The 25330-nt window shown below is 41.7% G+C and carries 28 protein-coding genes; 11 read left to right on the forward strand and 17 right to left on the reverse strand.

Features of this window, described 5'->3' with window-relative positions; all coding sequences use genetic code 11:
• The first annotated feature begins 12 nt into the window (after nucleotides 1-12).
• The 3 genes from prfB (at nucleotide 13) to J4E76_RS16175 (ending at nucleotide 2972) form a co-directional block, all read left to right on the forward strand.
• Nucleotides 13-1090 (forward strand): peptide chain release factor 2 gene (prfB, locus tag J4E76_RS16165; protein WP_208505836.1). Its coding sequence is split into 2 segments (ribosomal slippage): nucleotides 13-72 and nucleotides 74-1090, totalling 1077 coding nucleotides; the frame shifts between segments, so codons are not numbered across the junction.
• 3 nt (nucleotides 1091-1093) lie between these two features.
• Nucleotides 1094-2299, forward strand: coding sequence for an MFS transporter (locus J4E76_RS16170; protein WP_208505837.1), 1206 nt, complete (start codon nucleotides 1094-1096; stop codon nucleotides 2297-2299).
• Nucleotides 2286-2972, forward strand: coding sequence for a lysoplasmalogenase (locus J4E76_RS16175; RefSeq protein WP_208505838.1), 687 nt, complete (start codon nucleotides 2286-2288; stop codon nucleotides 2970-2972). Before J4E76_RS16170 ends, J4E76_RS16175 begins: the two co-directional genes overlap by 14 nt.
• Before the next feature lie 17 nt (nucleotides 2973-2989).
• Here J4E76_RS16175 and J4E76_RS16180 read toward each other — a convergent pair whose 3' ends face one another.
• The 3 genes from J4E76_RS16180 to J4E76_RS16190 are packed head-to-tail and all read right to left on the reverse strand — an operon-like array spanning nucleotide 2990 to nucleotide 5649.
• On the reverse strand, nucleotides 2990-3679 hold the full coding sequence (locus J4E76_RS16180; RefSeq protein WP_208505839.1) for a head GIN domain-containing protein: 690 nt from the start codon (nucleotides 3677-3679) through the stop codon (nucleotides 2990-2992).
• A 23-nt stretch (nucleotides 3680-3702) separates the two neighbouring features.
• Complete coding sequence (locus J4E76_RS16185; protein ID WP_208505840.1) at nucleotides 3703-5097, reverse strand: MATE family efflux transporter; 1395 nt, start codon at nucleotides 5095-5097, stop codon at nucleotides 3703-3705.
• 3 nt (nucleotides 5098-5100) lie between these two features.
• Entirely contained in the window at nucleotides 5101-5649 is a 549-nt protein-coding gene (locus tag J4E76_RS16190; RefSeq protein ID WP_208505841.1) for an NUDIX hydrolase, read from the reverse strand.
• 60 nt (nucleotides 5650-5709) lie between these two features.
• On the opposite strand from J4E76_RS16190, the gene J4E76_RS16195 reads away from it, so the two are divergent.
• Complete coding sequence (locus J4E76_RS16195; RefSeq protein ID WP_208505842.1) at nucleotides 5710-6306, forward strand: ribonuclease HII; 597 nt, start codon at nucleotides 5710-5712, stop codon at nucleotides 6304-6306.
• Nucleotides 6307-6361: 55 nt separating this feature from the next.
• Here the strand turns inward: J4E76_RS16195 and J4E76_RS16200 are convergent, their stop codons facing one another.
• On the reverse strand, nucleotides 6362-6829 hold the full coding sequence (locus tag J4E76_RS16200; RefSeq protein ID WP_208505843.1) for a nuclear transport factor 2 family protein: 468 nt from the start codon (nucleotides 6827-6829) through the stop codon (nucleotides 6362-6364).
• A gap of 111 nt (nucleotides 6830-6940) precedes the next feature.
• Nucleotides 6941-9322, reverse strand: a complete 2382-nt coding sequence (locus tag J4E76_RS16205) for an ABC transporter permease (protein WP_208505844.1) — start codon at nucleotides 9320-9322, stop codon at nucleotides 6941-6943.
• A 182-nt stretch (nucleotides 9323-9504) separates the two neighbouring features.
• Here J4E76_RS16205 and gcvT point away from each other — a divergent pair, with 182 nt between their 5' ends.
• Together gcvT and J4E76_RS16215 are read left to right on the forward strand one after the other, a co-directional pair.
• Nucleotides 9505-10590, forward strand: a complete 1086-nt coding sequence (gene gcvT / locus J4E76_RS16210; RefSeq protein ID WP_208505845.1) for a glycine cleavage system aminomethyltransferase GcvT — start codon at nucleotides 9505-9507, stop codon at nucleotides 10588-10590.
• Nucleotides 10590-11288: a 2-phosphosulfolactate phosphatase gene (locus tag J4E76_RS16215; RefSeq protein ID WP_208505846.1), complete on the forward strand. Its 699-nt coding sequence runs from the start codon at nucleotides 10590-10592 to the stop codon at nucleotides 11286-11288. Before gcvT ends, J4E76_RS16215 begins: the two co-directional genes overlap by 1 nt.
• Here J4E76_RS16215 and J4E76_RS16220 read toward each other — a convergent pair.
• From J4E76_RS16220 to dtd, 5 genes are all read right to left on the reverse strand, one after another.
• Complete coding sequence (locus tag J4E76_RS16220; protein WP_208505847.1) at nucleotides 11285-12061, reverse strand: aspartyl/asparaginyl beta-hydroxylase domain-containing protein; 777 nt, start codon at nucleotides 12059-12061, stop codon at nucleotides 11285-11287. The genes J4E76_RS16215 and J4E76_RS16220 overlap by 4 nt on opposite strands.
• 110 nt (nucleotides 12062-12171) lie before the next feature.
• Nucleotides 12172-13032: a DUF6263 family protein gene (locus tag J4E76_RS16225; protein ID WP_208505848.1), complete on the reverse strand. Its 861-nt coding sequence runs from the start codon at nucleotides 13030-13032 to the stop codon at nucleotides 12172-12174.
• 17 nt (nucleotides 13033-13049) lie between these two features.
• Complete coding sequence (locus J4E76_RS16230; RefSeq protein ID WP_208505849.1) at nucleotides 13050-13907, reverse strand: DUF6263 family protein; 858 nt, start codon at nucleotides 13905-13907, stop codon at nucleotides 13050-13052.
• Nucleotides 13908-13916: 9 nt separating this feature from the next.
• Entirely contained in the window at nucleotides 13917-14258 is a 342-nt protein-coding gene (locus tag J4E76_RS16235) for a nucleotide pyrophosphohydrolase (protein ID WP_208505850.1), read from the reverse strand.
• Nucleotides 14258-14710 carry a D-aminoacyl-tRNA deacylase gene (dtd, locus tag J4E76_RS16240; protein WP_208505851.1) on the reverse strand — a complete coding sequence of 151 codons (453 nt, stop codon included), beginning with the start codon at nucleotides 14708-14710 and terminating at the stop codon, nucleotides 14258-14260. Before dtd ends, J4E76_RS16235 begins: the two co-directional genes overlap by 1 nt.
• A 221-nt stretch (nucleotides 14711-14931) precedes the next feature.
• Here dtd and J4E76_RS16245 point away from each other — a divergent pair, with 221 nt between their 5' ends.
• Together J4E76_RS16245 and J4E76_RS16250 are read left to right on the forward strand one after the other, a co-directional pair.
• A complete protein-coding gene (locus J4E76_RS16245) occupies nucleotides 14932-16110 on the forward strand; it encodes a hypothetical protein (RefSeq protein WP_208505852.1) in 1179 nt (392 codons plus the stop codon).
• A 57-nt stretch (nucleotides 16111-16167) separates the two neighbouring features.
• A complete protein-coding gene (locus J4E76_RS16250) occupies nucleotides 16168-17997 on the forward strand; it encodes a Xaa-Pro dipeptidyl-peptidase (RefSeq protein WP_208505853.1) in 1830 nt (609 codons plus the stop codon).
• A gap of 98 nt (nucleotides 17998-18095) precedes the next feature.
• Here the strand turns inward: J4E76_RS16250 and J4E76_RS16255 are convergent, their stop codons facing one another.
• Genes J4E76_RS16255 through J4E76_RS16270 form a run of 4 tightly spaced genes read right to left on the reverse strand, consistent with a single transcriptional unit; the run spans nucleotide 18096 to nucleotide 20329 of the window.
• On the reverse strand, nucleotides 18096-18746 hold the full coding sequence (locus J4E76_RS16255; protein WP_208505854.1) for an NAD(P)H-binding protein: 651 nt from the start codon (nucleotides 18744-18746) through the stop codon (nucleotides 18096-18098).
• Entirely contained in the window at nucleotides 18704-19339 is a 636-nt protein-coding gene (locus tag J4E76_RS16260) for a thioredoxin family protein (protein ID WP_208505855.1), read from the reverse strand. Before J4E76_RS16260 ends, J4E76_RS16255 begins: the two co-directional genes overlap by 43 nt.
• Nucleotides 19340-19380: 41 nt before the next feature.
• A complete protein-coding gene (locus J4E76_RS16265) occupies nucleotides 19381-19797 on the reverse strand; it encodes a YkvA family protein (RefSeq protein ID WP_208505856.1) in 417 nt (138 codons plus the stop codon).
• Nucleotides 19798-19807: 10 nt separating this feature from the next.
• Entirely contained in the window at nucleotides 19808-20329 is a 522-nt protein-coding gene (locus J4E76_RS16270; protein ID WP_208505857.1) for a hypothetical protein, read from the reverse strand.
• A 107-nt stretch (nucleotides 20330-20436) separates the two neighbouring features.
• Here J4E76_RS16270 and J4E76_RS16275 point away from each other — a divergent pair, with 107 nt between their 5' ends.
• From J4E76_RS16275 to J4E76_RS16285, 3 genes are read left to right on the forward strand one after another with little or no spacing between them, the layout of a single operon-like run.
• The gene (locus tag J4E76_RS16275; RefSeq protein ID WP_208505858.1) at nucleotides 20437-20751 is read left to right on the forward strand and encodes an iron-sulfur cluster assembly accessory protein; all 315 of its coding nucleotides are present in this window, start codon (nucleotides 20437-20439) and stop codon (nucleotides 20749-20751) included.
• On the forward strand, nucleotides 20748-21638 hold the full coding sequence (locus J4E76_RS16280) for a RimK family alpha-L-glutamate ligase (protein ID WP_208505859.1): 891 nt from the start codon (nucleotides 20748-20750) through the stop codon (nucleotides 21636-21638). Before J4E76_RS16275 ends, J4E76_RS16280 begins: the two co-directional genes overlap by 4 nt.
• Nucleotides 21639-21674: 36 nt before the next feature.
• On the forward strand, nucleotides 21675-22172 hold the full coding sequence (locus J4E76_RS16285; RefSeq protein WP_208505860.1) for a hypothetical protein: 498 nt from the start codon (nucleotides 21675-21677) through the stop codon (nucleotides 22170-22172).
• On the opposite strand, the gene J4E76_RS16290 is transcribed toward J4E76_RS16285, so the two are convergent.
• From J4E76_RS16290 to J4E76_RS16300, 3 genes are read right to left on the reverse strand one after another with little or no spacing between them, the layout of a single operon-like run.
• Nucleotides 22169-24052 carry an AAA domain-containing protein gene (locus J4E76_RS16290; RefSeq protein WP_208505861.1) on the reverse strand — a complete coding sequence of 628 codons (1884 nt, stop codon included), beginning with the start codon at nucleotides 24050-24052 and terminating at the stop codon, nucleotides 22169-22171. The genes J4E76_RS16285 and J4E76_RS16290 overlap by 4 nt on opposite strands.
• Nucleotides 24053-24074: 22 nt before the next feature.
• Nucleotides 24075-24437: a dihydroneopterin aldolase gene (gene folB / locus J4E76_RS16295; protein ID WP_208505862.1), complete on the reverse strand. Its 363-nt coding sequence runs from the start codon at nucleotides 24435-24437 to the stop codon at nucleotides 24075-24077.
• Between the two features lies 1 nt (nucleotide 24438).
• The gene (locus J4E76_RS16300) at nucleotides 24439-25323 is read right to left on the reverse strand and encodes a DivIVA domain-containing protein (RefSeq protein WP_208505863.1); all 885 of its coding nucleotides are present in this window, start codon (nucleotides 25321-25323) and stop codon (nucleotides 24439-24441) included.
• Nucleotides 25324-25330 lie beyond the last annotated feature (7 nt).

The following is a 25330-nucleotide window of genomic DNA, read 5'->3' on the forward strand; positions in this document are numbered from 1 at the left end:
AATTTCAACATCATGACAGCAGATCAGCTGAAGGATTTAAAGGCTCGTGTTTCAGCCTTGAGGGGGTATCTTTGACTACGATGTCAAGAAACGGGAAGTAGAAGAGGAAGAGCTTGTTACTGCTCAACCAGATTTCTGGAATGACCCTAAAGAAGCCGAAAAAGTACTAAAGGCCATTCGGACAAAGAAGGTATGGACCACCGGTTTTGAGAAAGCCAACGATGCAATTGAAGACCTAGAGACCCTCAATGAGTTCTTGGAAATGGGTGAAGGTGACACTGAAGAGGTAGAGAAGGAATTCCAAAATGCTACTACAATTGTTGAAGAACTGGAGTTCAAGAAAATGCTTAGTGGCGAAGAGGACCAACTCAACGCCATGATTGAGATCAACCCTGGAGCTGGAGGCACCGAAAGCAATGACTGGGCCGAAATGCTGATGCGCATGTATATCATGTGGGGCGAAAAGCAGGGCATGAAGGTCAAACAAGTCAACTACCAACCTGGCGATGTCGCTGGAATAAAGTCTGCCACGTTAGAGTTTGAAGGTGACTTTGCCTACGGGCAATTAAAATCAGAGTCTGGAGTCCATCGTCTGGTACGAATCTCGCCTTTTGATTCGGGAGGTAGACGACATACTTCATTTTCATCTGTTTTTGCCTACCCCATCATAGATGACACCATAGAGATTCATGTAAACCCATCGGATATTTCTTGGGATACCTTCCGTTCTGGCGGGGCTGGTGGTCAAAATGTGAACAAGGTAGAAACTGGTGTAAGAATTAAGCACGCCCCTACTGGTATAAGCATTGAAAACACTGAGACCAGGTCGCAGCTAGAGAATAGGGAACGCGCCATGTCAATGCTAAAATCAAGACTCTATCAATTAGAGATGGATAAACGCATGGAAGAACGCGACAAAGTAGAGAGCGAAAAGATGCGTGTAGACTTCGGATCTCAAATTAGAAACTACGTACTCCACCCTTACAAGCTCATAAAAGACAATAGGACTTCAGTAGAAAGAACTGATGTTCAGAATGTTTTGGATGGGGATTTAGATGACTTTATAAAAGCATTCTTGATGCAACAATAATTGATGACAGAGCAAAAGAATATTTTCTCACTTCAATTTTTCTTGCTCTGCCTCAGTTCGTTCCTCTTCTTCGCGAGCTTTAATATGATCGTGCCTGATCTCTATGACTACCTAACTTCAATGGGTGGCGGAGAAATGAAAGGTTACGTAATCTCGCTTTTTACCATAACGGCAGGCCTATCTCGACCCTTTAGTGGAAAACTAGCTGATACAATAGGTAGGATTCCGGTGATGATTCTTGGAGCAGTCGTTTGCTTTATAATGGGCTTCATGTATCCATTGGTTGGAAGCATTTGGGCATTCCTATTGCTTCGTTTTCTGCATGGATTTTCCACGGGATTCAAGCCAACGGGTACTTCTGCCTATATAGCCGATATTGTCCCAGCACACAGAAGAGGTGAGGCAATGGGTTATTCTGGTCTCTTTGGAAGTATAGGTATGGCGGCAGGACCTAGTTTTGGTCCTAAGATCACCGAGGCCTTCGGCTTAGATACCATGTTCCATACGTCATCAGCACTGGCTTTGCTTTCGGTACTCATTCTTATCGGTATGAAAGAGACCTTAACGAACAAGCAGCGCTTTCACCCACGTTTGCTAAAAGTCAAAAAGAATGAAATCTTCGAACCAAGAGTTTTCAATCCATCCTTATTTTTCCTGCTAACGTCATTCTCATTTGGCGCAGCGCTTACTTTAATGCCGGACTTGGCAATAGATGTCGGGTTCAGTCAGTCTAACAAAGGCATTTTCTTTGGGGTATTCGTACTCTCATCATTGATAATAAGAGTATTGGCAGGCAAAGCCTCTGACAAATTTGGGCGGGTGATTGTATTAAAATATGCCGCCATTGCTATTGTCATTGCAGATCTGATGGTAGCATTCACCACAACTCAGACAATGCTAATTGCTAGTTCTGTGGCCTTCGGTGTGGCGGTGGGCATGAACACCCCTACCATCTATGCATGGACGATTGATCTTAGCTTGGACAAAGCCCGCGGAAAGGGACTGGCCACCATGTACATTGCTCTGGAAATTGGAATTGGCCTGGGAGCCTTCATCGCAGGTTATATCTATAGTAATCAAATTGAGAACCTTAGAACTGCTTTCATAGTATGTGCAGGCGCTTCGCTCATTGGTTTTCTTTTCCTAACTTTTGGTTTAGATTGGTCCCAGAGGGTCTTTAAAAGATATCTGATCGATGAAACTTCATAAGTCCATTTTTCCCTTCATCGTTATCACCATTTTGGATTTAGCGGCTCGCTTGAATCACATGGATGAGTTGGTTGGTATTACGAAACCTCTACTTATGCCTGCGCTGATCTTCTACTTTTTCAAAAGCGCACCAACCACGCCCTTAAACAAGTTTGTATTTGCTGCGCTCTTCTTTTCATTCCTTGGAGATGTTCTCTTAATGCTAGTCCCTAGGTCGGAAACGTTCTTTTTGGCTGGGTTGATTAGCTTTTTGATAGCTCACCTCCTCTACATCATCATTAATATGAACGCAGTGACCACTGAAGACAGAAGTATTAAGCCTCAATGGTCGGACTTGATTTTCGTGGTTTATGGCTTTGCAATATTCTCAGTAATCAATGAGACGCTTGGCGACATGTACATCCCAGCACTGATTTACACTGTTGTAGTTTGTATGATGGCTGTCACAGCCAGAAAGCGTTGGACGAAAACTGACAAACAAAGCTTTTGGCTGGTAATGACTGGGGCCGCATTCTTCCTTATCAGTGACTCGATATTGGCATATAGTAAGTTCAACGAGAATTTCGCATCGGCCGACTTCTTCATTATGACCACTTATGTTCTTGCTCAATTCTTAATCGTTCAAGGGTTAATTGTCTTTATACAAAAAATCCGGCCTGGAGCCGGATCTTAGATTCTAGTGATATTCTCTTAATTGATCCTTCTCACTTTACCACTCCCAGCAACGCTAGAATTGACTGAAGGTCTTCCGCGGTAATATACGCTTCCACTACCTGAAATTCTTACATCTAGCTTCTCCTGAGCATTAATTGAACCCCTTCCGGAACCAGAGATAGAAATCTCGTAATCGTCAACCTTCATCTCTTCTGCTAGATACTTTCCTGAACCACTGATATTCAGTTTTGCGTATTGCGCGGAGCCCGATAATTCGATGTTTCCTGAACCTGAAATTCTTGAGTCTACGTCTTTGGCATCAAGCTCTAATTCAATATCACCCGAACCTGAAACCGAAACCCGAAAGTCATCTGATTTAAATGCGGTCTGACCGATAATATCCCCGGAACCACTTATAAAGGCTCCGTTTAATTCTTTAACCGTTATGTATACATTGAGTTTTGTTCTTGACCTTCTCCAGCTCCACCTGCTTCTTCCTTCTTCTCCGATAGACAACCTTCCTCCTCGTACGTCAGTTTCTACTCTCTCCAGAACATCCTCATCTCCCTCAAGAATAACCTCGTTCTTATCGCCTATCTTGATGTAGACCTTCCCTGATAGTCTCATTACGACCTCATCAAAGTCCGCAACGTCTCGCGTTTCTCTGTTTTGCGAGAAGGCTGACAATGTAACCAGCATTAAGAATGTAGCGAATAGTGTTTTCATTATCGTAGTATTTTTATTTCATGTTAAAGACTAACTGAAAGGTCAAGGGTTGCATTCTCTTCACCCTTTTTGACAAAACTGGCTGCCTTTTTCTTTGCCAACCTTTTAAATCTAATAAACAAGGCGATGGCCGCCACGGTAAGGCCAATTAACAGACCATACCAGATACCTTCAGGACCAAGATCAAACGTAAAACCAAGTACATAGCTCATAGGTATGGCAAGGCCCCAATAAGCTATTAATGTAATGATGGTTGGTACTTTCACATCAGACATCCCCCGCAAGGTTCCTAGCCCAACAACTTGAATACCATCTGACAACTGGAAAAACCCAGCCACAATAATCAATGTTGTGGCAATTGAGATTACTTCAGGCTCATCAACGTACAATGTTGGGAAAAAGCTACTCAAACTTACAAATACTAAGGCACAACAAGCCATGAAGATGAGTGACATTAAGAAGCTCGTATTGCCCACTCTTTGAAGGTTAGAGCCATCCCTAGCACCCATTTGATTTCCAATACGGACAGTAGAAGCAGCAGAAATCCCAGAAGCCATCATATAACTTAAAGATACCAGGCTTATCGCAATTTGGTGGGCAGCCAATGGCCCTGTACCTAACCAACCCATCATAATAGCTGCCATAGTGAAAGCACCTACTTCAAAAACAAATTGAATCCCACTAGGTACTCCAATCTTAAGCATGGGTTTAAAAAAGTCTGCCTTTATTTTAGAAAATTGGAATGCTGACCTGTATGCCTTGAACTTCTCATATTTTATCACAAAGACATAAAGTCCAATAGCCATTAAGACTCTAGAAATAAATGTAGCCCAACCCGCTCCATTCAAGCCAAGTTCTGGTAAACCCAGCTTACCATATATTAGAAGGTAGTTCAACAAAACATTCAGCAGGTTGGCCGCAATAGTGATATACATCGTGGGCTTAGTCACGGAGAGTCCCTCAGCAAACTGTCTGAAGTTCTGAAAGACCATTAGAGGGATTAGGGAAGCAGCAATGATCAGCAAATACGGAGTGCCAAGCCTGATCACTTCTTCTGGCTGCTGCAGGTAAGGGAACAGGTATGTGGATCCGAATAAGATAAAGAACAATAAAACTCCTACTATACCACATAGGATCATCCCATGTCTTAGCAGTCTCGTAATCTTACTATCATCGTGTTGGCCATCTGCTTGTGCAACTAGTGGGGTAATTCCATAAGAAATTCCAATCCCAAACATTAGAAATACAGCAAGAAAGCCATTGGCAAAGGAGGCTGCCGCCAGAGGAGTCTGTCCAAGCTGGCCGACCATAATACTGTCAGCCATACCCACCATGATATGCCCCAACTGACTCAGCATTACAGGGTATGCCAAATTGAAGGTCTTATTAAAATGTACTTTATAGGTAAGCGGCTTCATTCTTTATATGCCTATTTCTCGGGCGTATCTTAGGATTCCCCCCACAGACAAGCTGTCGGTAATTCTTCCATCTAACACCCAATCAAGAGCTTCTTTAAATGGCATTTTTTTAACAACTATATCTTCAGTGTCATCAAACTCCGTTTCTCCTTGAATAAGTTCCTTGGCAAGATATACCAATCCAACTTCATCAGTAACAGAATTAGAGGTATGAATTTTACACAAAAACTCAAGCTTATTAGCCATCAAGCCTGTCTCCTCCTTCAATTCTCTTAAAGCACCAGTTTCAGTGTTTTCTCTCATTGGAACCCCTCCCATAGGGATCTCCCAGCTATACTCGTTCAGAGTGTATCTATATTGACCCACTAACCATGTATTCCGATCCTTATCAATAGGAATGATTCCAATAGCCTTGTTCTTGAAGGATACCTTACCATAAATACCTCTACCTCCAGAAGGATTGATTACTTGGTATTCATCAAGTTTCATCCAGGGGTTTTCATAAATCTGTTTCCCGCTGAGGGTTTTCCAAGGATTATCTTCATTCGGCATGGTCCAAAATTATAGAAAGGTTTCAAGTTCTTAAGGTTAGTGCCTAAGTTTATCATCACCATGTTAAAATCAAGTTTTGGATCTGGAAAAATTGAAGCTGGCTGTGACGAAGCAGGAAGAGGACCATTGGCAGGTCCTGTTGTGGCCTCTGCAGTAGTCTTACCGGCTGACTATGTAAATCCTTTGCTAAATGACTCTAAAAAACTGACCAAAAAGATCTTGGAGCAACTTGAAATTGAGATTAAGAAGGATGCAATCGCCTGGGAGGTAATAGAAGTCAGCCACACAGAAATTGATGAAATAAATATTCTTAACGCTTCCTTCGTAGCTATGCATAGGGCAGTTGATAAACTTCAAGTGAAACCTGAGCTTCTACTGATTGATGGCAACCGATTCAAGCCTTATTCAGGGGTTCCCCATGAATGTGTGGTTAAAGGTGACGGCAAATATATGTCTATCGCTGCAGCCTCGATATTAGCCAAGACACATCGGGATAGATTTATGACCAATGCAGCGCAGCAATACCCCGGATATGGCTGGGAAACGAATGCTGGATACCCAACCAAAAAACATCGCGATGCCATTAGAGCACTCGGTGTTACTCCTTTACATAGGAAATCTTTCAGGCTGCTACCCGAGCAATTGGATCTATTCTAAAAAACAAAGCCGCAGTATTGGAAATACTGCGGCTTTGTTTTTAGTTCTATAAATTCTATTTGTGCTCGTGATAGACCTTAGCAACAATTCTCCATCCACTATCAAATTTCAACAAACTGAGATAATCAGTATAAACATGTTTGCCTTGGTTGTGTAATTCAATCTTGACCTGAGCAGCATTTCCTGTTACATCAACTGATGCAAAATTGTGATCCCATTTATTCTTTTCTGCACTTGCATCATAGCCATTGGCTTTTCTTTTGGCCGTTCCATTAACCCAAGCCTTAATTGGGTACTTACCAATGGCCTCACCCTTTGGTGAGTATATAGCAAAATCCTCATGAAAGCCCTTACGCATAGCATCAACATCTAATTCGTTAAATGCTCCATTAACGTAAGCTTTAAGGACCAATTCTTTTACTTCTTCTTTTGCAGCTTCGTCTTCATAAGGTTTAAAAGTGAAGGCAAGACTTGCAGAAACAAGTACGATTGCTGCGATTAGGGTGATTTGAGTTTTCTTCATAATTCTAGTTTTTGTAAGCGGTTACATATTAGAGACTTGAATATACAGCTATAGGTTACAAAAAAAGGAGTCAACCTAAGGCCGACTCCTTGTAAATACCTTCAGATCAATCTACTCGTATCTTAATGACTCCACAGGATTTCTTCTTGCCGCCTTCACTACTTTCCCTGAAATTGAAAACAATGATATTAGCAACATTCCAATAATTGGAAGTAAGAAACTGAATAGGTTTAGATCCATATGATACTTCCATATCATATCCATTAGCATACCGGTTAATAAATATGCTGCGACTGCACCCAAGACAGCCGCGATTGCCACGATTATTAGAAATGGTCTGTTTATTATGGCGCCTATTCTGGATACCGAAGCACCAAGCACTTTTCGAATCCCAATCTCTTTCGTTCTGCTCTGAATATTAATTGATACTAGTGTAAAGAGGCCGATAGCCGAAAGGACCACTGCAATTATTGCAAGGAACAAGAATATGGCAACAATATTATCATTTACTGTTCTGGCCTCACCCAACACATCCTGTTCATGGATCATTATCTCCGCTGGACGATCAGTGATTAACTCACCCCACTTGCCTTCCATATAAGACTTAACTTCTTGTATCTCATCTGGCGAAACTCTCACAACTAATCTAGAAAGTTCACTATCATCTCTTAACCTAATCATCATCGGATCAAGCTCTTCCCAAAGTCCGAAGATGAAGAAGTCTTTCACCACGCCCACCACATTGTAGCGGATGGTATCATATAGTGTCACTTGCTGACCAATGGCATTATCCCAACCATATTGAGCAGCCATTTTCTCATTAACTAGGATGCTATTACTTCTATCCGTTTGACGATTTTGCTCATTAAAGCCTCGACCGTCAATAACTTGGAACCCGGCTACCTCGCTATAATTAAGGCCAATATCCATAATGGATACCTCATACTCTTGGCCTCCACTTTTAATAGCTGCGCCATTAGCACCCCATCCAACGTGATGACGAGTCAATGATATCTCTTCAATAGCTGGGTTCTCCATAATGGCTGCTTTGAAGCGCTCCGCTTCAAGTGGAGAACTCAAAAAGGCAAGCACCATGCTCTCCTTATCATAACCCTGATCGATGGCTTTCTGGTAGGCTGAGTTTTGTAGGAAAGCGAAACCAGAGATCAAAGCCAATACAGAAATCATAAACTGAAAGCCGAGAAGGACTTTGGAAAGTATACTTGAGCTTCCAACCTTTAAAGTTCCTCTTAGTATTGCCACAGGCTTAAACCTGCTCACAAAGAGTGCTGGATACCCTCCAGCTAGGAGTGCGGTTGCTAAAAGTACGCCCGTCAAGAATATTACAAGCTTTGGATTCTCCTTTAGACTCAAAAGTATGTCCATATTAGGCCACATATCACTGTACTTAGGCACTAACCACATAGCACAAACAAGACCCACACCTAGTGCCAATAAGCAAAGCAAAAGATTCTCTCCTAAGAATTGAAATACCAACTGCCCTCTGGTTCCTCCTACAGTTTTTCGAATACCAATTTCTTTGAGGCGCTTGTTTGACATGGCAATTGCCGTGTTAGTAAAGTTAAAACAGGCAAGCAAGAGTATTAAAATCGCCATAATACCCGGTGCCATCATGTGTGCAGCATTCAGGGCTTCAGCCCCCATGCTTCTACCATTCATATCTCTTTGATTGAAGGGTAGGTCCTTCATGTCTTGTAGCCAGAAGCTACTTACCTGAAAATCTTTGCGCGCCTCATTCTGGATTGCTGCATACTTCTCAATCAAAGCAGGAGCGGTATTAATGACATTTGAATCTTCTGTTTGAATAAATAGTCCATCTAAGAAATGGCCCCAATCACCTTTTTCAACTCCAAAGAATCGATGATAATTCTCAAAATCAGCAATCAGCTGAAATTGCATTGTACTCTTTCGAGTAACATCTTCAAAAACACCTCCAACAGTAAGAAATAGGTTAGCACCTTCGCCTTGCACTACTTCCAATGTTTCACCCACGGCATCTTCCTTTCCAAAAAGAGATATAGCTGTTCGAGCAGAAATAAGCACACTAGAAAGTTCTTTGTAGGAATCTTTATCACCATGAATCAACGGGAAAGTGAACATGTCCAGAAAGTCATCATCCACAAAGGCGACTCTTCGATCGAAGACGTTCTGATCCTTTTTAATTGTTATACCCGCTCTATGAAAGCGTGAAACTCCTTTTAAGCCTGGAATATCAGACTTCAAGTTAGCCCCAAGAGGCATAGGCACCATGGTGAATGGAATATTGGCCCCTGCCTGATCGCGGTAAATTGAGATGGCGTAGAGTTCATCATAATTCTCGTGTTGCTCATCAAATGAAGTTGCGAAATCGTAGTTCAAAAAAGCAACTATACAGCATGCTAATGCTAAGCCTAAACCTACGATATTGATGAATACAAAAAGCTTGCTCTTCAGCAAACTTCTTACAGTTACTTTGAAAAAGTTCTTAAACATGATATGACCTTTTGGTTTGAGTTGTTAAAGAGTAGATACCAATTTGGCCCTAAAGGTTGCTTAAATTCAAACATTAAACAACTAGTTATTTAGTTCAAATAATAGGGACTCAAGTTTTTTATTGGAAGACCCCTAATTATTAACGGCTATGGTTACTTTTGTCAGCAGAAACTTATGGAAAGATGGAATTAAAAAAAGTAGCATTAAACGATCTTCATGAAACACTTGGAGGCAAAATGGTCCCTTTTGCTGGATACAATATGCCAGTGCGTTACTCTTCTGATATTGAAGAACATAACACTGTAAGAAATGGTGTTGGTGTGTTCGATGTATCCCATATGGGAGAGTTCGTTTTACATGGTCCTGATGCACTTGATTTAATTCAACGAGTTACTAGTAATGATGCTTCTAAACTTGTCGATGGGCAAGCGCAGTACTCTTACTTTCCAAATGAGAACGGTGGCGTAGTAGACGATCTACTTGTCTACAGATTCAATGAGGAGAAGTATATGTTGGTTGTCAATGCCTCCAACATTGAGAAGGACTGGAATTGGGTGTCAAAGTTCAACACTAAAGGTGTTGACATGAAAAATGTATCCGATTCTTATTCTCTGTTTGCCGTTCAAGGGCCGAAAGCCTCAGAAGCACTACAAAAACTAACGTCTGTAAACCTTTCTGAAATTAAGTATTACAACTTCGTTGTTGGTCCTTTCGCAGGTGTTGAGCACGTCATCATTTCTGCCACTGGTTACACAGGTGCTGGTGGTTTCGAACTCTACTTGCATAATGATCATGCAGAAGCAGTCTGGAAACAGATTTTCGAAGCTGGTGAAGAATTCGATATCAAGCCAATCGGCCTTGGTGCTAGGGATACCCTAAGAATGGAGATGGGCTACTGTCTTTATGGAAACGACATCACTGATGAGACCTCTCCTCTAGCTGCAGGCTTAGGGTGGGTAACAAAGTTCACAAAAGAATTCACTAACTCTGCCGCCCTTCAAAAACAAAAAGAAGAAGGAGTAACTACTAAATTGGTCGCCTTCAAAATGATAGACAAAGGCATTCCTAGAAGTCATTATGAATTGTTAGATGGTGATGAAAACACTATCGGGGAAGTTACTTCGGGAACTATGTCACCATCCTTGGGCTATGGCATAGCTCTCGGCTATGTAACCAAAGAAAATAGCAAAATCGGCACCGAAATATTCGTAGCCGTTCGTAACCGAAGACTGAAGGCTGAAGTGATCAAACTTCCTTTCTATAAGTAATGAAGATAGACATTTGCTACACTCCCGAACTTATACATCAGTTTGATGTTTCGGATAAATGCGTGGTAGTCATTGATGTGCTAAGAGCTACCTCATGCATGGTTGCCGGGCTTGGCTCTGGTGTCAAGAGCATCAAACCTGTGGCTACAGTAGAAGAATGTGAAGCGCTTGGAGCTCAGGGCTATGTGATGGCAGGTGAAAGAGGTGGTAAGAAACTCGATCAGTTTGACATTGGCAATTCACCTTTTGACTATATGCAGAGTCAATTCAAAGGCAAAGATATAGCCGCCACTACAACTAATGGTACCCGAGCCATTGAGCTTTCAAAAGAAGCTCCTGAAGTAATTATCGGCTCATTTCTTAATCTATCGGCAATTGTAGACCACTTGGCATCTCAGAGCAGAGATATACTTCTATTTTGTGCTGGATGGAAAGGCCGTTACAACTTGGAAGATAGTCTCTTTGCAGGCGCCATTTGTGATGGATTGAAGAAGCATGCTGAATTCACCTCCGATGCGGTAACCGCTGCCTTCTACTTGTATGAGTCCATGCAAAAAGATCTTTTCTACTATATCAGTAGAAGCAATCATGCGGCTAGGCTCTCCAAATTCGGAATTCTGAAGGATATTGAATACTGCTCTAGAACGGATGAATTTGAGGTGGTTCCAAAGCTTAATAATGGAGCTTTGACCATTTAACCTTGACGAGCTTCTAGGTCTACTTGAACCTCAGCATTCTTAATTACACTTTTGAGACGTTTACTCTTTTCTCTCAAGCCGTATACCCACCGATTGATTGGTTGAAAAACTTTCGGCATATCAGTTCTGAAGATATCGCAAAAGAGGACCACCCTTGTCTCCTCCGTTTTATTCCACACCGCATGCTTATATGTATCATCAAAAAGAATATCCTCTCCTTCTTTCCAATCGTAACGTTGACCGCCATTAACAATATAGCACTCTCCCTCTTTCGGAATCACCAGACCTAGATGATATCGATAGACACCCTTATAGAATCCATTGTGCGGAGGTATATGCTTATGAGGTCCAAGAATGGAGAACATAGCTGTTGTAATACCAGGGATTTGCTTTAGCAATTCGGCAGTCTTTGGAGCCCTGGCACAATTCTCTTCCTGCCAATTGCCATAGGCCATAAACATGAAAACCCTCCAGGCTGATTTATCTCCATCATTGATGAACCTTTGAATCTTATCTACTTCGTGGAACTTGGGTATATCTTTTTCAACCCGCATCACCTCAGTAAGTTCATCCCTAATAAGCTCCCAGTTATCTCTTAATAATTCATGTGCTTTGAAGTGAGTATCCAAATCTACAATAGGGGGGTTCTTGTTGAACAACCTAAGGATGAGAGAGAAACTTATCGCGATTAAGCTAGGTTCAATAAAATATAGGACAACGTTTAGGAGGAGAAAGACTACTATAATACTCCCCAATACCTGAAGAATAATCATTTTGGTCTGCTAAGTTTAGTTTGTGTTTAATGTGTAACTCAACAGCAAAACGAAAGAAAGCCCATCACAGTTCATGCGATGGGCTTTCTTTTAGTCAAAATTTTACGCGTCTATTGCTTTACAATTGTCGTAGTCGTTTCTGATACAATGGTCATCGGTATTGTCAATCCCTGCGCCTCAATATTCCCTTTAACAGTTTGTACAGCCTGAACTTTTGTCGGCATACCTGTGGCAACATCCAAATCAATTATGGTTTGTTGGTCGCCAGCCATTGCTGACTTAACCTGCGTCCCCATAGTTTCCATGGTACCGTTCATATCAATCTTGGCTTCTGCCAGAATGGTCTTGTCGTCATCCCATCTGAAGTTGTTGACCAACTCAACTGGAATATTATTCACAACTGAAGCAGTTGCTACGGTCCAATTATCGCCCTTAACTTCATCATAAATGCCCATTTGTGATGTCATTGAGTTCATCAACAGATCGTCAGTGAGACTAGCCAGCATCTGATCAGCTATTGCCCCCATACCTGCATTTGAAAACTCACTTTTCATAGCCTCTCTCATCTCTGAGCCACCAGCAACATTAAGAACTTTACCAAGTCTATTCATTTCAACTGTATAAGACTTTCCGTTCATAATTCTCAGAGGCATATTAGCAGCGTCATCCTTGTCCGAATCCATATCAGTTGACCCCATTGGCGACCGTAAATTTACAGCCCTCCTGATACCAGTAATCTTAATGGTATACACATCTCCATTCACCGCTAGTACTTCTAGTCTATCAGAATTAATCAACGTCTGATCGGTTGATAGCGATTGGCCTTGAACCTCCTGCTCAATATCCTGTTTTATATTCGCTGTCATAATAAAGACATCACCCTTCTTCAGGTTATATCCCGTTGGCTTTTGAGCATATGCCCCAATGGTACTTATCATCAAGGCTACTAAAACTATTCTTAATCTTTTCATCTGTTCAATTATGTTGACTATCTAATAATTCTTACCGTCACTTCAGTAGTAAAGGACATTGGTATCGATGTATCCTGAATACTTAAGGAACCTTCCATTTTTTGAACAGTCGAAATATCTGTACTTAATCCAGTCTGACTGTCTAGAGAAAAGACACTTTTTTGGTTACCAGCCATTTCAGCACTCATCTGCTGTCCCATAGTTTCAAAATCACCGCTTAACGTCATATCTCCTTCAGCTGTGATTTCCGAATCTCCAGAGTAAGAAAAATCGTATGTGATATTAATTGGCAGGTTGTTAACGACCATATTGGTCTCCCGATTCCAACGTTTGCGAGGTTCTTTATAGATATAAAACTGACCGTCAAAAGCACTTGTGAGTGTCTTTACATCATATGCGGTCAATAATTGATCGGCAGATCCTTCTAACACAGTACCTTCAAGGTCATTTTTAACAGCCGTGCTTAATTCATCTAGCCCCTCAATTGACATCACTTTCCCATATTTATTCATTCGGATGTAATAACTCTTTCCACTAAGTGCTCTAAAGGCCAAATGTTCATCTCCCTCTAAATCAGAATCCATACTCATTGATCCTTGAGGTGACTCTGTCAGTAATGTCCTTGATAAACCTGTAGTTTTCAATAGGTATTCATCGGAATTAGCCTCGACCACCTCATACAAATCTGTAGAAGTGATTTCTTGCGTAGTGGTTACGGTCTGACCAAACATATTCTGCTCAATATCTTGCTTCACAACCACTGAAACCTTGAATTGATCACCTTTCTGTAGCTTATATTCTGTCGGTTTTTGGGCTGAGATATTCAGCGTTATTAAAAGGCCTACCAAGGCCAAAAATTCTCTTTTTAATCTCATATCACTCAATTATTGGAGTTTTTCATTGTTCTTATGTCTGTCCTTATCCCTTGAGGTTTTGCTCATCATTCGGTTCTCCCAAGCTGTTTGAAGGTCTACTCCCGTTTGATTAGCCAAGCAAACCACTACAAACAAAACATCAGCCAATTCTTGACCAAGGTCCTTCGACTTGTCAGATTCTTTCTCCGACTGCTCACCGTATCTTCTGGCAATAATTCGTGCTACTTCACCAACCTCTTCGGTCAACTGTGCCATATTGGTCAACTCATTGAAGTAACGCACTCCAAATTCTTTAATCCAAGCATCTACTTCGGCTTGAACAGATTCCAAGGGTTTGCTTTCTATCGTCATTATTTCTTGTCTTTAGAGTCAATAATTATGGTCACTGGACCATCATTGACTGATGAAACTTGCATATCGGCCCCAAATTCTCCCGAGCCTATATCCTTACCTAAATCTGATACCAATTGTTTTTTAAAAGCCTCATAAAGCGGAATTGATATCTCAGGTTTTGCCGCTTTTATATAAGAAGGACGATTGCCTTTTTTCGTACTTGCGTGAAGGGTAAACTGGCTAATAACCAGGGCCTCTCCATCGATGTCCAAGAGGCTTTTGTTCATCACACCCTGATCATCCGGAAATATGCGCATGTTGACGATTTTTCTAGCCAACCACTCGATATCCGAATGATCATCTGAATCCTCAATACCTAAAAGTATCATTACGCCCACACCAATACTGGCCTTAACTTGCTGATCAATGCTTACCGAAGACTCTTTAACACGCTGAACTACTGCGATCATGGGGATGCAAAAAACCCGATAAATAATTTAGGATTCAAGTTATACCCTATTGAATATAGTATGGCGTTAATATTCCGTTTGCAATTTCTTTTTTGAAAAAGGCGAGAAACGCAGTTATAGCATCGCTATAACGAGTATCATCAACACCTTTCAAGGAGAAATTGGTAGAAAGAGAGCGTCATAGTATGTTCGATATGGTATTAATTGCATATTTTCACTTCATGCGAATTCGGCTTTATTGGCTGTTTATTTTTTTAGGTATAACCGCTGTTGCTTTCTTTGGCTACCAGCATTTTCAGGAACCCATTAGCTATGATTTTGCTTCTGAGTTCGATGGCAACGATTACAGGAATATCTATGAATATTTCACCGGCATGCAAAGTGAATTTGAAGTGGCATTTCCATTCCACCAGCGTATTCTAGTTCCAGTGCTAGCTTCGTTGATCAACTCAGGGGATGTTCTTTTCGATTTTCAGGTAGTGAATTTAATATTTACGCTACTCTCTGTATGGATCACATTTCTTCTTTGGAGACAATTGGGTTTCGAGTTAAAATGGTTCATTGCTGGCTTTATCTGGCTGTTATTTCACTGGACTGGTCTTATTAGGCTAAATGCCTTTGACCCCATTACGGTAGACGTCCCTCTATACTTCTTTCAAGCCCTTTTTATATGGCTTCTATTGAAAAGAAAATTTATCCACTTGTTGTGGCTAGCTCCGATTGCTGCGGTCCAAAAAGAATCATTTATCGCTCTATTGATTGTATTAATGGTCTATGCCTGGTGGCATAATCTAAAGACCCAGGAGGGTTTTTATGACCTGCCATTAATTGCTGCCTCCTTGGTTTTATCGGTAGTCGCCAACTCATTGGTTAATGGAAACCTACCTCCCACTGAAGCGGGAAAGGGTGCTCTAATTACACTAGGCTATCATGCGAAAGAGGCCATTCTCAACCCTTTTGAACTTGTTCGATGGCTAGCTGCAATGGCCATGGCTTTTGGACCTGCATTATTCATTGCCTTTGGACGTTATACGCGAAGTTTTAGGTATGACAATACCAGAAACTTGCTAATACTTTTCAGTTTGGTTTACCTCGCCTTTGGTATTCTGGCTGGTGGTGACATGACTCGAATCATCTATTTAGGTTTCCCATTTATCGCTACTTGGATCATTTATGAGCTTCGGGAAGTTCGGACCAAGCAATTGCTGATCATCGGTCTTTTCTCACTGCCACTAATGATGCTCTTTAGCAATATTCCCAACCCTGCATTTGAATGGGATGCCTGGCAAAGCTGGTATCCGGAGTTTACTGAGTCGGGTATTGTGTTAGTAGTTCTAAGTTATGTATTAGTCATGGCCTTTATCTTAAACAGGATGATGAGATCAAGTGTAAGCAAGTGATATGAGAGTCTTTTCTTTCTTATCTTAGTCATTAAATATCAACCGTAAATAATCCATATGAGGCGTTCTGCTCTTCTTTCCGCAATTGTTATTATCTCTTTCGCACTAACTCCCGCATTTGCTCAGTCAGGGGCAGTTCCCGTCTTCAAAGATGGGGAGGCTCAGATTGTTGAAGCTTTCAGCAAATCGGAAGATTGGATACGTCATGATCTTTGGGTAGAAACAGAATTTGACACAGATGGAGATGGTAAAATGGATCGTGTGCATGTGGCGGTTACAAGGCCCAAACAAACCGAAACTGAAGGGCTAAAACTGCCTGTGGTCTACGAATCAAGTCCCTACTATGCAGGCACAGCCGGCTCCGCACCTGGGCTATTCTGGAATGTGAAACATGAGCTTGGAGCCACACCTCCTCCTAGAAGTCATGTAGAGGTTCAAAGAAGAGGAGTAAGACCCATCATATCAAATTCACAGATAAGCATCTGGGTACCTAGAGGGTACATTGTTGTCCACTCTTCATCTCCTGGCACCGGCCTTTCACAAGGAGCACCTACCGTTGGAGGCGACAACGAATCATTAGCGCCAAAAGCGGTGATCGAATGGTTATCTGGTAAGGACAACGGTTATGTCACACCTGACGGAGATGAGAAAATACAGGCCTATTGGTCTACTGGAAATGTTGGTATGACAGGCACTTCTTATAACGGAACACTACCACTCGCAGCAGCTACTACTGGTGTAGATGCCCTTAAGGCCATCATCCCCATAGCACCAAATACTTCGTACTATCACTATTACAGATCAAATGGCTTAGTTCGTAGTCCAGGAGGATACCTAGGAGAAGATATTGACGTACTATATGACTTTATCCACTCTGGTGCGGAAGACAAGAGACCTTATAACAACAAGACGGTCAGAGACACTGAAATGGCCAATAATATGGATCGTATTACTGGTGATTATAATGACTTTTGGGCTGGCCGAGATTATATCAATGACATGAAACCCATGAAGGCTGCTCTTCTTATGTCTCATGGATTCAATGATTGGAATGTAATGCCAGAACATAGCAACCGTATTGCTCAGGCTGCTAAGAAAAAAGGAATTCCTACACAGATTTACTACCATCAAAATGGACATGGTGGACCTCCACCAATGAAAATGATGAACCGTTGGTTTACACGCTACCTGCATGGTGTACAGAATGGTGTTGAGAATGACCCGAAAGCTTGGGTCGTTAGAGAGTCAGATTCAAGAACCAAGCCAACCCCTTATGCCGATTACCCGAATCCTGCCGCTAAATCTGTAAAGCTATATTTAGGTGGAAACGCACCTAATATTGGAAGCTTGACAACGTCAAAACCAAAAGCTAAGAAGACAGAAACTCTGGTTGACGACTATAACAAGTCGGGTACAGAGTTGGCAAAAGCCAAGACTTCTGAAAATCGCTTACTATTTGTGACTCCTACTCTGAAGGAAGATCTACATCTTTCAGGCCTTTCAACCTTAACTATCAAAGTGGCCAGTGACAAAGCTGCTGCTAACCTTTCGGTGTGGATGGTTTCCTTACCATGGAATGAGGGAGACGGCACAAAAATCACTGATAACATTATCACTCGCGGTTGGGCCGACCCTCAAAACAGCAAATCGCTACGCAAGAGCACTCCACTTACTCCAAGCAAGTTTGTTCAACTCAAGTTCGATCTACAGCCAGATGATCAAATCATTCCTGCAGGTCAACAAATTGGCTTGATGATTTTCTCCAGTGACAGTGAATTTACCCTACATCCTGAACCGGGCACAAAGTTGATGATTGATCTAAATGGCACATCGATTTCCATTCCAGTCGTTGGAGGAAAGGCTGCACTAGAAAAGGCGATTAAGTGATATAGAACGATTCCTGAAAAGTGAAAAACGCCATCTGAATTAACTTCAGATGGCGTTTTTCTAGAGTTCCCTCGACAAGCTCGGGATAGAAAATGGGATTACATTTTCTGCATGATTTCTGACTGATAGAAGTAACAGCCTTTGTCTTCCTGTTGGGCTACCTTCATCATAGCGTCAGCTACCTTATCGGCATGAATAGGCCTGTACTTTTTCCAAGGGCCAATAAAGGGAACAATCCGTGTAATCGCTTGAGCAAACTTTTCCCCAGGACGATTTTCCTTCCTATCACCCCTTAAAAGGGAGGGTTTAAAAATGTAAATAGTCCTGTAATTAAGGAACGAGATTTTATCTTCCAGCTCACCTTTCACCCTGCTATAGAAATTACGAGAGTTGAGCTTAGCCCCCATAGCAGAAACGAGGAAAAACCGACTTGCTCCTGACCTCAAGGCTCGTTTGGCCAGTTCCATTGGATAGGTAAAGTCTACCTTATAGAATGCATCTTGAGAACCGGCATTTTTGATGGTAGTCCCAAGTGTGCAGAAAATATCATCGGCCTGAGGAAATTCTTCCATCTCAGCCAAATGATCAAAGTTTACAGTTAATTCTTTCAGCTTATCGTGCTGGATTCCGAGTGGTTTTCTCACTAGCGCAATGACTTGACCGTAGTCTTTGCTATTAAGTAACAATTGAGTTAGTGACTTACCAATCAGCCCGCTTGCACCGGCAATGATTGCAGTTTTTGATTCCATACATCTAAAATAGCCAAAAATTCATTTTGGAGTGTAAGTCCTTTGTCTTTGGCATACCAGAGATGCAAGTATTCAGTAAATTCTTTGCCTGTTCTTTCCTGACTAACCTTATTAGCCAAAAAAGCTTTTTGCACTGGCTCAGGTCTAGGCCCCCAAGTTCCGAGTACATCGAGAGAGTCATCCAAGGCAATTAATTTGGGGATCGACCTACCTCCATTAGTAAGGAAGGCGTCTATCAATGGCAAGTTCTCATCACGCAGAACAAACCTCAAATCAATATTGGAGTTCAGTTCCGCCATTTTATTTAAGAACGGAAGGTTCTGTGCAGCATCGCCACACCATCCTTCTGTAATTACCAACCAGGTCATTTTTTGATCAATAGACCTCATCTTTTTCATGAGTTCGGGAGTGATTTTTCCAATCTTCTCCCACTTTTTCATACGCCTCTGGTTAAGTGTGGCGTAGTTAATCATACTCTCTGATTGGTTTGCTCCGGTAGTCTTCCCCTCTTCAAGAAGATTATCTAAAAACTCTCGATATGAAGCATAATCATATGCTTCGTTGATAAGTGAATGATTGATCAAAAGTGACATATTGCTTTATTCAATGTTGTAACACTGAGTAAACACAATTGTTATTCAGAAAAGTTCGCTTGTTCCCAAGTTTTATAATTTTCGAGATCTTCGCGGAAGCATTTTCCTAGCCAGACCAGAATTGTAGCATCATCTAATAGGCCTGCAATAGGGATAAAATCTGGAAGGGCATCTAGAGGAGCAATGAAATAAAGGAGTCCTGCTATAATCATCACAAAAGTCTGCCAAGGCATATCTTTGTAAGAACCACTCACTGTGTTTGTTACCATTCTGGAAACAAGCTTTAGGTATTCTATTAGTTTTTCACGCAGAGAATCGTCCTTTTCTGAGTCGTCCAATTTAGCCTTTAGCTTGGTCAAAAGGTTTTTCAAAGACTCACTGTCATTGACAATATCGGTTGCCTTCGTCTTGAAACGATTGAAATATTTCTTTTCTCTAGCAGATGGTTCTTTGGCCATGTATACAGTATTAGAATAGTTGTCTTGTTTCCTCTTTGACAAGCTTTAGTGCCTCGCCCACCGGATCTCTGTCCAATTTAATCATATAATCAAAAATGGCCTCAGCTAAATCTATAGCATTTTTCTTTTCATCCATCTTTTGAGCAGACTCTTGCACCGCTGTTACAATATCGTTCACTGTTGCCCTCACCTTGGTCCAAGCCAAGTCCGACATGTAAACTTGCTGTGACAGGTTATGATTGAATTCTTCTCTAATTTCTTTGAGCAATAATTGTTGAAAGTCATAAGCACTTATAGACGGGTCGCTCAATCTAAGCAGCATGTTATTAGGAGATATTCTCTCTAACAATAAAGCAATGCGCTCATAGGCCTGAAGACGAATCGGCAGAACAGTTTCGTTGTTTTTAACCTTTAGATCTAGTAATCTGTGATCAAACTGCTTTTGCAAGAAGTTTCGGGTTACCAAATACATGGCATACATCACCAAGGCAGCAGGAACTAATAGTTTTAAAAATTCGGTTACATAATCCATAAATTGACTTTACAGCTTCGCGTTTTTCATTTAAAAACTGAAATTAGTGAGAATCTCGAATAGGTATTTAAGTTTACATCTGAAAACGTGAAATAATTCTCATTCTTATGACCATTGAACCGGTAAGCCTTTCTGAAAAGGCTATTGAGGAAGTAAAAAACATCATGAATAACAAGGGCATACCTGAGGGCTATGGCCTACGCATTGGTGTTAAAGGTGGTGGAGGCTGTGGTGGGCATGGTTTTATGCTTGGTTTCGATAAACCAAAAGATGGGGACATTACATATCAGATAGAAGGCATCACTGTCCACGTTGAAAAACGCCAGACCATGTACCTTGTTGGGCTCCAAGTAGACTTTTATGAAGGTAGCGATGCTCGAGGGTTCACTTTTGTAAACCCTAATAGCGTACCGTCAGAATGAGTCATTATACCTATGACGTAGTGGTGCTCACAGATGATCGCTATGTTAACCCTCTCCCGACCACCACTAATGTCAAAAACATTTTGACTGAGGACGGCCTAGTAGTAGATGCCTTAGCAGCCAATGGCTATAGGGTTACTCGAAAAAGTTGGTCCGATCCAGAATTTGATTGGTCAAGCACAAAAGCAGTGCTCTTCAGAACTACATGGGATTACTTTGACCGTTTCGAAGAATGGAAAAACTGGCTAAATACGACAAGTAAGCTTACGAAAATGATCAATCCATATGAGTTGATCAACTGGAACATGGATAAGCACTATTTGGGTGATCTTGAAAGAAAGGGCGTGAATATTCCTGCTACCAGATACATTGAAATCGGAGAGCGCACGAGTCTAAAAGGGCTCATTGACGAAACAGGCTGGACCAACTGCATTCTAAAACCCTGTATTTCAGGAGCTTCAAGACACACCTACAAACTCAACTTAGGTAACATTGAGGATCACGAGTCAATCTTTCAGGAATTGATTGCCGTGGAAGCTATGATGCTTCAGCCCTTTCAAAAGAATATTGTTGAGAAAGGTGAAGTCTCCCTGATGGTAATGGGTGGAGAGTTTACTCACGGAGTTCTAAAAGTTGCCAAACCTGGGGACTTCAGAGTTCAGGATGACTTTGGCGGAACAGTTGAAGTTTATCACCCTTCTCCAGAGGAAATCTCTTTTGCCGAAAAAGCTGTAGTAGCCTGTGACCCACATCCTGATTATGCTCGAGTAGACATTATCCGAGATAATGACAACAAACTTGCCTTAATAGAATTAGAGCTAATTGAACCAGAACTTTGGTTTAGGTTAAACCCAAAGGCGGCTACGGTTTTGGCAAAATCGCTTTAGGTATCTAATTTCAATTCAAGCCCGCTGAAGAACTCCATGAGGTATAGAGACATAATTATCTTGACCATTAAGCTAAGTGCCACTTACGCTATGTTTCAATACCTAGTCTATGCCATACCTCAACAAGTAATGTTTAATCATACAATAAACATTGACTCAACTGGGTACGGTCATCTAGTTTTAGGCGCATTATCCGTCCTGTTAGTTTTTTGGTTAATCATCTATTTCACACCATGGTTTGTGGACAATTTAAGACTTGCGAAAGGGTTCAAGGAAGAGAAAATTGACCTTGCAGGGATGAAAGAGTCAAGCATTTACAGAGCTGCACTCATCATTATTTGTCTTTTCATTCTTATGACAAACTCACCTGAACTCATAACTCAAGTCTATTTTAGATTTAAAGCCGATGTCAGCGTAGATAATATCACCTACAACAATGACGAGAATCTCTTCTACTATGTGGTCCAAGTGCTAATGAGTATCATAGTTCTAGGCAATGCGGGTAGGATTGCTCGTTGGTTTGCTAAAGTCTAGTAATCCAAAAACTCAAAAGCACTCCTATAACCGCCTACTTCATTCGCGTAATCGATGACTGAATTGTAAAAGGCATCTCGACCTAGGGTTGCCGAGTCTCCTATAATTACCAACTGTGTCTTAGCGCGAGTCATCGCTACATTCATTCTGCGATACTCTTTTAGAAACCCAATCTCATTCTGCTCATTACTCCTCGTTAGGCCGATATAAATGACGTCTCGCTCTTGTCCTTGAAAGGCATCAACTGTATTAATTGAGATCTGATCACGGACAGCATCAAAAGAAGGGTTCTTCATCACCAAGTCCTTCAATAATTCAATTTGTGCTTTGTAAGGCGCTATGATGCCCACAGACTTCTCTGGGGTAAGATTGTTGACTACATGCTTAATTAATAAGTCTGCTTCCTCTTCGTTGTAGGTACTCAAGGTTTCCTTGTTCACTTTTTCGTGAAACCCACAACCTGCAGTATCGATAAACAAGAAATGATCAATCTCATTAACTTCCTCTCGTAACAAAACCTCCTCGGCTGTTTTCAACTTCCCATCGTAGAAGTAATCGCCTGAGAACTTCATGATATCTGGGTGCATGCGATACTGGGTTTCGAGCATGACAGATTCTTCAATGTTACCAATGGCTTTTTCGAACAATGTATTGGCAAGCCCATCTTTTGCAGCTTCACGAGACTTGATGGTTGGTGGCAATTGCAAATGATCGCCAGCCATAATCACACGATAAGCCTTCTGAATGGCAATCCAGCAAGCTGGTTCCAACGCCTGAGATGCCTCATCAATAAATACAGATTTAAAAGTTCGGCCTTGAAGCAGTCTGTGTGTAGATCCGATCAAAGTACATGCGACTACCTGTGTCTGATCGATCAAATCTTCGGTAATCTGAGACTCTATGCGATTGGCATCGTTTTTCAGCATTCGGGCTTCTTGCATCACCAACTTCCGCTGCATGCGTTCTTCATACCCGAAGTTCCGTTTATACTTCTGCCCCATTTTTCGATACTCATCGGCACGCTTTCGAATGTCTTTGAGCTCTTTGAAAAATGGATGTTTCGAAATCTTAACATCAAGGCTATTCTCAATTACCTCCGGAGTCAGTCTTGCCGGGTGACCGATTCTCAATACCTCAATACCCAAACTATCCAGCTTTTCAACCAAGAGATCAACTGCGGCATTGCTCTGCGCACAAACCAGCACTTGCTTTTCCGTTTTTACCACCTCTTTGATGGCATTAACTAGCGTAGTGGTTTTTCCTGTACCCGGAGGTCCATGAATAATCGCAACATCCTTAGCATTGAAGATCTGTGTTAGTGCATTATTCTGGCCTTCGTTAAGATTAATCGATTGAAAGTCGAAGCCCTTTTTAAATGATGCTTGCTTAGCCCCATAGAGTATCTCTCTTAAGTCAGCAAGTCGTCCTGTTTCCGCACCATGCACTTCTTTGAGAGCCTTTTGCATTTCGCGATAGCCACCTTCATCAAATAGAAGGTTAACTCCCAGCTTACCATCTTTAAGCCAGTCAGGCACCTCAGAATTCAGAACCACGCGAATTTTATCTTTGCGCACGTAGCTGATTACTCCTGAAACGGCATCAGCATCCTCTCCATGCCCTGAGAATACACTTGCAATGGCGCCTACCTGAAAGGCATGATTCTGCTCTAAATGAGATGTTCTGTCAAGCTCTAGTGTGTAACGGTCTCCAGTGCTAATGTATCTGTTGATCAGCTGAACCGGATACCAGGTGACACCCTTCTGCCTCCGTTCATCAATAGATGAATGAAGCATCTTTCGTTGGTATTGAGCATAATCTTCGTCTTTTTCAATTCGAAGTAACTCTTTAAGACGATGAATGGTGGCCTGCGCTTCGGTCATTAGAAAGTAGGTGGATGCAGTACTATTTGTGACGGATCATGGTTATTCGAGATTGCTTCACCTGCCCGCCTACAGGAGGATTCTTCTTAGCAACAGAAATCTCAATGGAAGAGATGTCATGGAAAGCTTCAAAAAGCCTATCCAGAATTCTTTGTGCCACACGTTCCAGAAGTTTCGTGGGGACGGCCATCTCCTCTTTGGTGATGGCATAGATGGTTTCATAATTGACTGTACCGTCAAGGTCATCATGTTCTGAAGCTATCGTGAAGTTGGTGGTGACATGAACATCAACCACAAATTCATTTCCTTTCTCCCTTTCCTCCTCATAAAAACCATGAAAGGCATAGAATTCCATGCCTTCCAGTGAAACAATATCTTTGTTCATTTTACTCGAACTTATCGAAGAAGGAACTCTTCTCTTTATCTTCTTCTGTGGTCGCCTCAGCTTGTGGCTCTTCTTCAGGGGTTTCAGTCTTCGGCTCTTCTTCGGCTTGCGGTGCTTCCTCAACTACTTCGGAAACAGGTTCCTCAACAGGCTCTTCAGAAATCACCTCTTCTACTTCGGGTGATGCTTCAGCAATTGGCTCAGTTTGAACTTCATTAGCCGTAGCATCGACCATTTCGTCAATACTCTCTTCGGCAGCTTTCTGCTCGTTTTCAACTAGAATACTTTCAACATCAACAGGTTTAGAGGTATTGTCATTTACTTCTCGGCCTAAGTCCCGTGCTTTCTTTAAATGAGGTTTAATGTCGCTGGGGAAATCTTGGTGCCTTTCAATTTTACCCAAAATGTCCTCTGCAAGAAGTTTAAGATCAGACATGAGAGATGATTTACTCGCATCCATGCTTCTAAAGACCTGCTCTAGTTGACGAATTTCGTCTTCCATATCGTCAATGATAATCCTAGACTTATTTTCAGCTTCTTCAATAATAGACTTAGCCCTGGACTTAGCTTCACTCATTAAAGCATCCGCTCTCATCTCGGTCTCTTTCATATGAAGTTCGGCTGTTTTAGTTGCCTGCTCCACCATGTTGGCACCCGTATCTTCGGCTGTCTTGAGTGTTTTGAACAGGGAGTTCTCCACCTCACGTAATTTCTTCACTTCATTTTCTGAAGCTTCGAGTTTATACTTTAGCTCTTTGTTTTGGTCATAGAGTCTTTCCCATTCAATGGAAAGTGAGTTCAAAAATGCGCTGACCTCATCTTTGTCATAACCACGAAAGGCTTTTTCGAATTCTTTTTGCCTTATCTCAAGCGGTGTAATGTTCATACTTACC

The organism is Roseivirga sp. E12 (genome assembly GCF_017592825.1).
In the GTDB taxonomy this organism is placed as follows: Bacteria; Bacteroidota; Bacteroidia; order Cytophagales; family Cyclobacteriaceae; genus Roseivirga.

Bases quoted from the DNA above. Each gene is read 5' to 3' on its own strand.
- gcvT (WP_208505845.1), top strand. From the start codon at position 9,505: ATGGAATTAAAAAAAGTAGCATTAAACGATCTTCATGAAACACTTGGA.
- J4E76_RS16205 (WP_208505844.1), bottom strand. From the start codon at position 9,322: ATGTTTAAGAACTTTTTCAAAGTAACTGTAAGAAGTTTGCTGAAGAGC.
- J4E76_RS16200 (WP_208505843.1), bottom strand. From the start codon at position 6,829: ATGAAGAAAACTCAAATCACCCTAATCGCAGCAATCGTACTTGTTTCT.
- J4E76_RS16170 (WP_208505837.1), top strand. From the start codon at position 1,094: ATGACAGAGCAAAAGAATATTTTCTCACTTCAATTTTTCTTGCTCTGC.
- J4E76_RS16220 (WP_208505847.1), bottom strand. From the start codon at position 12,061: ATGATTATTCTTCAGGTATTGGGGAGTATTATAGTAGTCTTTCTCCTC.
- J4E76_RS16245 (WP_208505852.1), top strand. From the start codon at position 14,932: ATGCGAATTCGGCTTTATTGGCTGTTTATTTTTTTAGGTATAACCGCT.
- J4E76_RS16255 (WP_208505854.1), bottom strand. From the start codon at position 18,746: ATGGAATCAAAAACTGCAATCATTGCCGGTGCAAGCGGGCTGATTGGT.
- J4E76_RS16250 (WP_208505853.1), top strand. From the start codon at position 16,168: ATGAGGCGTTCTGCTCTTCTTTCCGCAATTGTTATTATCTCTTTCGCA.
- J4E76_RS16180 (WP_208505839.1), bottom strand. From the start codon at position 3,679: ATGAAAACACTATTCGCTACATTCTTAATGCTGGTTACATTGTCAGCC.
- J4E76_RS16260 (WP_208505855.1), bottom strand. From the start codon at position 19,339: ATGTCACTTTTGATCAATCATTCACTTATCAACGAAGCATATGATTAT.
- folB (WP_208505862.1), bottom strand. From the start codon at position 24,437: ATGAACAAAGATATTGTTTCACTGGAAGGCATGGAATTCTATGCCTTT.
- J4E76_RS16175 (WP_208505838.1), top strand. From the start codon at position 2,286: ATGAAACTTCATAAGTCCATTTTTCCCTTCATCGTTATCACCATTTTG.
- J4E76_RS16270 (WP_208505857.1), bottom strand. From the start codon at position 20,329: ATGGATTATGTAACCGAATTTTTAAAACTATTAGTTCCTGCTGCCTTG.
- J4E76_RS16185 (WP_208505840.1), bottom strand. From the start codon at position 5,097: ATGAAGCCGCTTACCTATAAAGTACATTTTAATAAGACCTTCAATTTG.
- J4E76_RS16290 (WP_208505861.1), bottom strand. From the start codon at position 24,052: ATGACCGAAGCGCAGGCCACCATTCATCGTCTTAAAGAGTTACTTCGA.
- J4E76_RS16215 (WP_208505846.1), top strand. From the start codon at position 10,590: ATGAAGATAGACATTTGCTACACTCCCGAACTTATACATCAGTTTGAT.
- J4E76_RS16190 (WP_208505841.1), bottom strand. From the start codon at position 5,649: ATGCCGAATGAAGATAATCCTTGGAAAACCCTCAGCGGGAAACAGATT.
- J4E76_RS16285 (WP_208505860.1), top strand. From the start codon at position 21,675: ATGAGGTATAGAGACATAATTATCTTGACCATTAAGCTAAGTGCCACT.
- J4E76_RS16275 (WP_208505858.1), top strand. From the start codon at position 20,437: ATGACCATTGAACCGGTAAGCCTTTCTGAAAAGGCTATTGAGGAAGTA.
- J4E76_RS16280 (WP_208505859.1), top strand. From the start codon at position 20,748: ATGAGTCATTATACCTATGACGTAGTGGTGCTCACAGATGATCGCTAT.
- dtd (WP_208505851.1), bottom strand. From the start codon at position 14,710: ATGATCGCAGTAGTTCAGCGTGTTAAAGAGTCTTCGGTAAGCATTGAT.
- J4E76_RS16230 (WP_208505849.1), bottom strand. From the start codon at position 13,907: ATGAGATTAAAAAGAGAATTTTTGGCCTTGGTAGGCCTTTTAATAACG.
- J4E76_RS16265 (WP_208505856.1), bottom strand. From the start codon at position 19,797: ATGGCCAAAGAACCATCTGCTAGAGAAAAGAAATATTTCAATCGTTTC.
- J4E76_RS16300 (WP_208505863.1), bottom strand. From the start codon at position 25,323: ATGAACATTACACCGCTTGAGATAAGGCAAAAAGAATTCGAAAAAGCC.
- J4E76_RS16235 (WP_208505850.1), bottom strand. From the start codon at position 14,258: ATGACGATAGAAAGCAAACCCTTGGAATCTGTTCAAGCCGAAGTAGAT.
- J4E76_RS16225 (WP_208505848.1), bottom strand. From the start codon at position 13,032: ATGAAAAGATTAAGAATAGTTTTAGTAGCCTTGATGATAAGTACCATT.
- J4E76_RS16195 (WP_208505842.1), top strand. From the start codon at position 5,710: ATGTTAAAATCAAGTTTTGGATCTGGAAAAATTGAAGCTGGCTGTGAC.